The sequence below is a fragment of the Actinomadura sp. NPDC048032 genome, from assembly GCF_040653175.1.
Lineage (GTDB): Bacteria > Actinomycetota > Actinomycetes > Streptosporangiales > Streptosporangiaceae > Spirillospora > Spirillospora verrucosospora.
Map to the genome: position 1 here is coordinate 1 of NZ_JBEZJP010000537.1, position 4636 is coordinate 4636.

General features: G+C 71.7%; 5 protein-coding genes. All 5 read left to right on the forward strand.

Going from position 1 to position 4636, the window contains the following annotated elements:
- A partial coding sequence (locus tag AB0C69_RS38330) for an ABC transporter substrate-binding protein (RefSeq protein ID WP_360360868.1) occupies positions 1-677 on the forward strand: 677 nt, incomplete at its 5' end.
- A complete protein-coding gene (locus AB0C69_RS38335; protein ID WP_353834515.1) occupies positions 677-1453 on the forward strand; it encodes an ABC transporter permease subunit in 777 nt (258 codons plus the stop codon). The genes AB0C69_RS38330 and AB0C69_RS38335, both read left to right, overlap by 1 nt.
- The gene (locus AB0C69_RS38340; protein WP_353834516.1) at positions 1450-2253 is read left to right on the forward strand and encodes an ABC transporter permease subunit; all 804 of its coding nucleotides are present in this window, start codon (positions 1450-1452) and stop codon (positions 2251-2253) included. Before AB0C69_RS38335 ends, AB0C69_RS38340 begins: the two co-directional genes overlap by 4 nt.
- Positions 2254-2305: 52 nt before the next feature.
- Positions 2306-3103 (forward strand): ABC transporter ATP-binding protein, encoded by a 798-nt coding sequence (locus AB0C69_RS38345; protein WP_360360872.1) that lies wholly within the window; start codon positions 2306-2308, stop codon positions 3101-3103.
- A gap of 159 nt (positions 3104-3262) precedes the next feature.
- Positions 3263-4525, forward strand: a complete 1263-nt coding sequence (locus tag AB0C69_RS38350) for a flavin-dependent oxidoreductase (protein WP_360360875.1) — start codon at positions 3263-3265, stop codon at positions 4523-4525.
- Positions 4526-4636: the final 111 nt, after the last annotated feature.

A 4636-nucleotide genomic window follows, 5' to 3' on the forward strand; every position in this document is an offset into this window, starting at 1 on the left:
GCGCCCCCGGCGGGCCGGACGACGACCGCGGCGACCGCGTGCTCGGTGTCCTACCGCGTCGACGGGACGTGGCCCCGGGGCTTCCAGGCCACCGTTCCCCGTACCACACGATCAAGGACCTGGCCGGCAAGAAGATCGCCGTCAACACCAAGCGCAACGTGGCCACGCTGCTGGTGCGGGCCGCCGGCAAGCCGCAGAGCGTCGAATTCGACGAGGACAGGAACTTCGTCGAGGTCCCCCCGCCCGCCATGGAGCAGGCCCTGAAGTCCAAGAGCGTCGAGGCCGTCCAGGCGATCGAGCCGTTCGGCACCCAGATGCAGCAGTCCATGGGCGCCCGCATGGTCGCCGACCTGTCCAGCGGCCCGACCGCGGACTTCCCGGTCGCGGGTTTCGCCACCACCGAGAAGTTCGCCAAGGAGAACCCCAAGACGGTCGCCGCCTTCCAGCGCGCGCTGCTGAAGGCGCAGGGCATGGCCGCCGACCGCAAGCTGGTCCAGGACGTCCTGCCGACCTACGCCAAGGGGATCGACGCCAAGGTCGCCTCCACCATGAGCTTCGGCACGTGGCCGACCACGCTGAACGCCACCCGCCTCCAGCGCGTGGCCGACCTGATGCAGCAGTTCGGCTACCTGGACAAGCCCCTTGACGTCAAGTCGTTCATGGTGACCTCCTCTTAATGAAGTACCGCCGTATCCTTCTCGGCGCCGCCGGGGTCGCCGGGCTGGTCGCCGTCGTCGAGGTCGTGAGCCGTACCGGCCTCGTCGACGAGACCGCCCTGCCCCCGGCGTCGACCGTCCTGCGGGAGGCCGGGAAACTCGCCGTCGACGGGGAGTTCCTCGCCGACGTCGGGGCCACGCTCACGGCATGGGCCGGCGGGCTCGCGCTGGCGGTGCTCGTCGCGGTGCCGCTGGGCGTGCTGCTCGGCTCGGTGCCGGTGCTCGGCACCGCCTCCCGCGCGCTGGTCGAACTGCTGCGCCCCATTCCCTCGGTCGCGCTGATCCCGCTCGCCATCATCCTGTTCGCCGACCCCACGCAGATGAAGATGTCCTTGATCTTCTACGCCTGCCTGTGGCCGATCCTCATCAACACCCTGTACGCGCTCCGCGACGTCGATCCGGTCGCCAAGGAGAGCCTGCGCAGCTTCGGCTTCGGGACGCTGTCGGTGCTGTGGCGCGTCTCCCTGCCGAGCGCTTCGCCGTTCATCGCCACCGGCGTCCGGATCGCCGCCTCCGTCGCCCTCGTCGTGGTGATCAGCACCGAGCTCCTCGCGGGCGGGATCAACGGGGTGGGGATCTACCTCTCCGACACCCAGTCCGGAGGCGGCCGGACCGACCTGCTGCTGGCCGGCGCCTGCTGGGCCGGAGTGCTGGGACTGCTGGCCAACACGGCCCTCTTCGGGGTGGAGCGGATCGCGTTCCGCTGGCACAACGCGCGCGTGGAGGGGATCGCATGAGGGCCCTGCGAGCGCTGCGCGGGTTCGCCGGGCGGGTCTGGCTCGTCGCCGCCGCCGCCGTGCTGTGGGAACTGGTCACGCGCGCGGTGGACGAGACCTACTTCCCCCCGCCCACGACGATCTTCGACGCGCTGCACGAGCTGTGGTTCTCCGGACCGGCCTCCCACGCGTTCCTCACGGACAAGGCGGTGGACGACTTCTCCACCAGCCTCACCCACCTGTTCGTGGGATGGGCGGTCGCGGGCGCCGCGGGCGTCCTGGCGGGCGCGGCGATCGGCAGGTCACGGGTCCTGTACGACCTGCTGAACCCGGTGCTGGAGTTCCTGCGCGCGATACCCCCGCCCACCCTGGTGCCGTTCTTCATCATCGTGTTCCAGCTCGGCGCGACCATGCAGGTCGTCACGATCGCGTTCGGCGTGGTGTGGCCGGTGCTGCTCAACACCTGCGACGGGGTCCGCACCGTGGATCCCCTGCATCTGGAGACGGCCCGGGTGTTCGGCGTCGGCCGGGTCCGCAGGCTGCTGACCGTCACGCTCCCGGCGGCCTCCCCCAAGATCTTCGCGGGGCTGCGGGTCGCGCTGTCGTTCGCGCTGATCCTGATGGTCATCTCCGAGCTGTTCGGCAGCACCTCGGGCATCGGATCCGAGCTCATCGGCGCCCAGCGCTCGTTCGAACTGCCCCGGATGTGGGCGGGGATCGTCATGCTGGGCCTGCTCGGGCTCCTGTTCAACGCGGTGTTCATGCTCCTGGAGCGGCGCCTGCTCTCCTGGCACACTGGCGCGAAAAGGCTCGCGAGCTGACGATGACCCCAATGCCGACCCTGACGACATACACACAGCAAAGGCGGCCGTGGTGCTCCAGATAACCGGCCTCAGCCATTCCTACGGCGACGGTCACCGGGCCATCGACGGGCTCGACCTCACCGTCCCGGACGGTCAGCTGCTCAGCATCGTCGGCCCGTCCGGCTGCGGCAAGTCCACCTTGCTGCGCTGCATCGGCGGGCTGATCCGCCCGACCGCCGGGACCCTCACCCTGAACGGCGAGCCGATCGACGGCGTGCCCGACGACCTCGCCGTGGTGTTCCAGGACTACAGCCGGTCGCTGTTCCCCTGGCTGACCGTCCGCGACAACGTGGCGCTGCCGCTGCGGCGGCGCGGCAAGGGCCGCTCGGAGCGGCGCGCCACGGCGCAGGAGGCCCTGGAGTCCGTGGGCCTCGCGGACGCCGGACGCAAGTACCCGTGGCAGCTGTCGGGGGGCATGCAGCAGCGCGCGTCGATCGCGCGGGCTCTGGCCTACCGCCCGTCGCTGCTGCTCATGGACGAGCCGTTCGGGTCGGTGGACGCGCAGACCCGGGAGGACCTGGAGGACCTCGTCCTGCAGATGCACCGGACCCGGGAGATGACGATCCTCCTGGTCACGCACGACATCGACGAGAGCGTCTACGTCGGTGACCGAGTGGTCGTACTGAACCGCTCGCCCGCCCGCGTCCACGCCGACCTGCCGGTCGGGCTTCCCTCGGCGCGCGACCAGATCGAGACCCGCGGGACCCCGGAGTTCGTCCGGCTCCGGGCCGAGGTCGGACGGCTGGTCCGCGGTGGCGCGAAGGTGCCGGGCGCGGCGCCCGCGGGCACCGCGCCCGGCACCGGGTGAACCGGAGGGACGGCGGACCGGGGTCCCGGCGGCGCCCGGTCCCGGCCGCTGAGACCAGGCCGGCCCGGTGAGAACGGCCGCCACGTGCGGCGACACGAACGAGACCGGCGCGGGCGGGCCGCCTGGGCCCGGTCGCCCGAGACCAACGGAGGGTGATTCATGCGCGTACTCATCGTGGGGGCGGGCATCGGCGGGCTCACCACCGCGCTGAGCCTGCACGAGGCCGGAGTCGAGGCCCTCGTCGTCGATTCCGCCAACCGGCTGCTGCCGCTCGGCGTCGGCATCAACCTGCTGCCGCACGCCGTCCGGGAGCTCACCGAGCTGGGATTCGCCGACGAGCTGGCCGAGACCGGCATCCCGACAGGCGAGATGGTGCACTTCGACCGGCACGGCGGCCGGATCTGGGCGGAGCCGCGCGGGCGCGCGCTCGGCTACAACTGGCCCCAGTACTCGATCCACCGCGGCGAGCTGCAGATGATGCTGCTCGACGCCGTCCGCGCGCGGCTCGGCCAGGACGCCGTCCGCACCGGGACCGTCTTCGAGGGCTTCGAGCAGGACGGGACGCAGGTGCGGGCCCGCCTGCTCGACCGGGCGTCGGGCACCGCCGAGACGGTGACGGCCGACGCACTGGTCGGCGCGGACGGCCTGCACTCCGCCGTCCGCGCGCAGCTGTACCCGGACGAGCCGGCGCCGCTGTGGAACGGCATCAGGCTGTGGCGCGGCATCACCGAGGCCGACCCCATCCTCACCGGGCGGACCATGGTCGTCATGGGGAGCAACGCCACCTCGAAGATCGTCGTCTACCCGATCTCCATGCGCGTGGAGCGCCGGGGCAAGGCGCTGCTCAACTGGGCCGCGGAGGTCAGGCTCGCCGACGATCAGCTAAACTGGGACCCCGACTGGAACAAGGCCGGCCGCCTGGAGGACGTGCTCCCCTACTTCGCGGACTGGAAGTACGACTGGCTCGACTTCCCCGCGCTGATGTCCCAGGCGGCGGAGATCCTGGAGTATCCGATGGTCGACCGGGACCCCGTCGACCGCTGGACGTTCGGCCGCGTCACGCTGCTCGGGGACGCCGCCCACCCGATGTACCCGATCGGCTCCAACGGGGGCTCCCAGGCCATCCTCGACGCCCGCGTCCTGGCGCACGAGCTGGCCGGCGCCGACGACCCCGCCGAGGGGCTGCTCGCCTACGACAAGGCGCGCCGCGAGCCGGTCAACGCCATCGTCCAGGCCTGCCGGGACATGCCCGCCGACCGCATCCTCCACACGGTCAGCCAGCGGGCCCCCGACGGTTTCTCCTCGATCGAGGACGTGCTGACGCCCGACGAGCTGAACACGATCACCGGCGCGTACCGGCAGACGTCGTTCTCCGACGTCGAGGCCTTGAACTCCCGCCCCTCCTTCTCGGCGGCGGGCTGACGGCGACGCGGACCGGCGCGCGTTGACGGGCGCGGTGAGGCGGGCGCCTCGCCGCGCCTTCGGCTTTCGCGCGGGAGGCGGTCGCGCGCTCAGGAGGCGGCGACGGCGGCC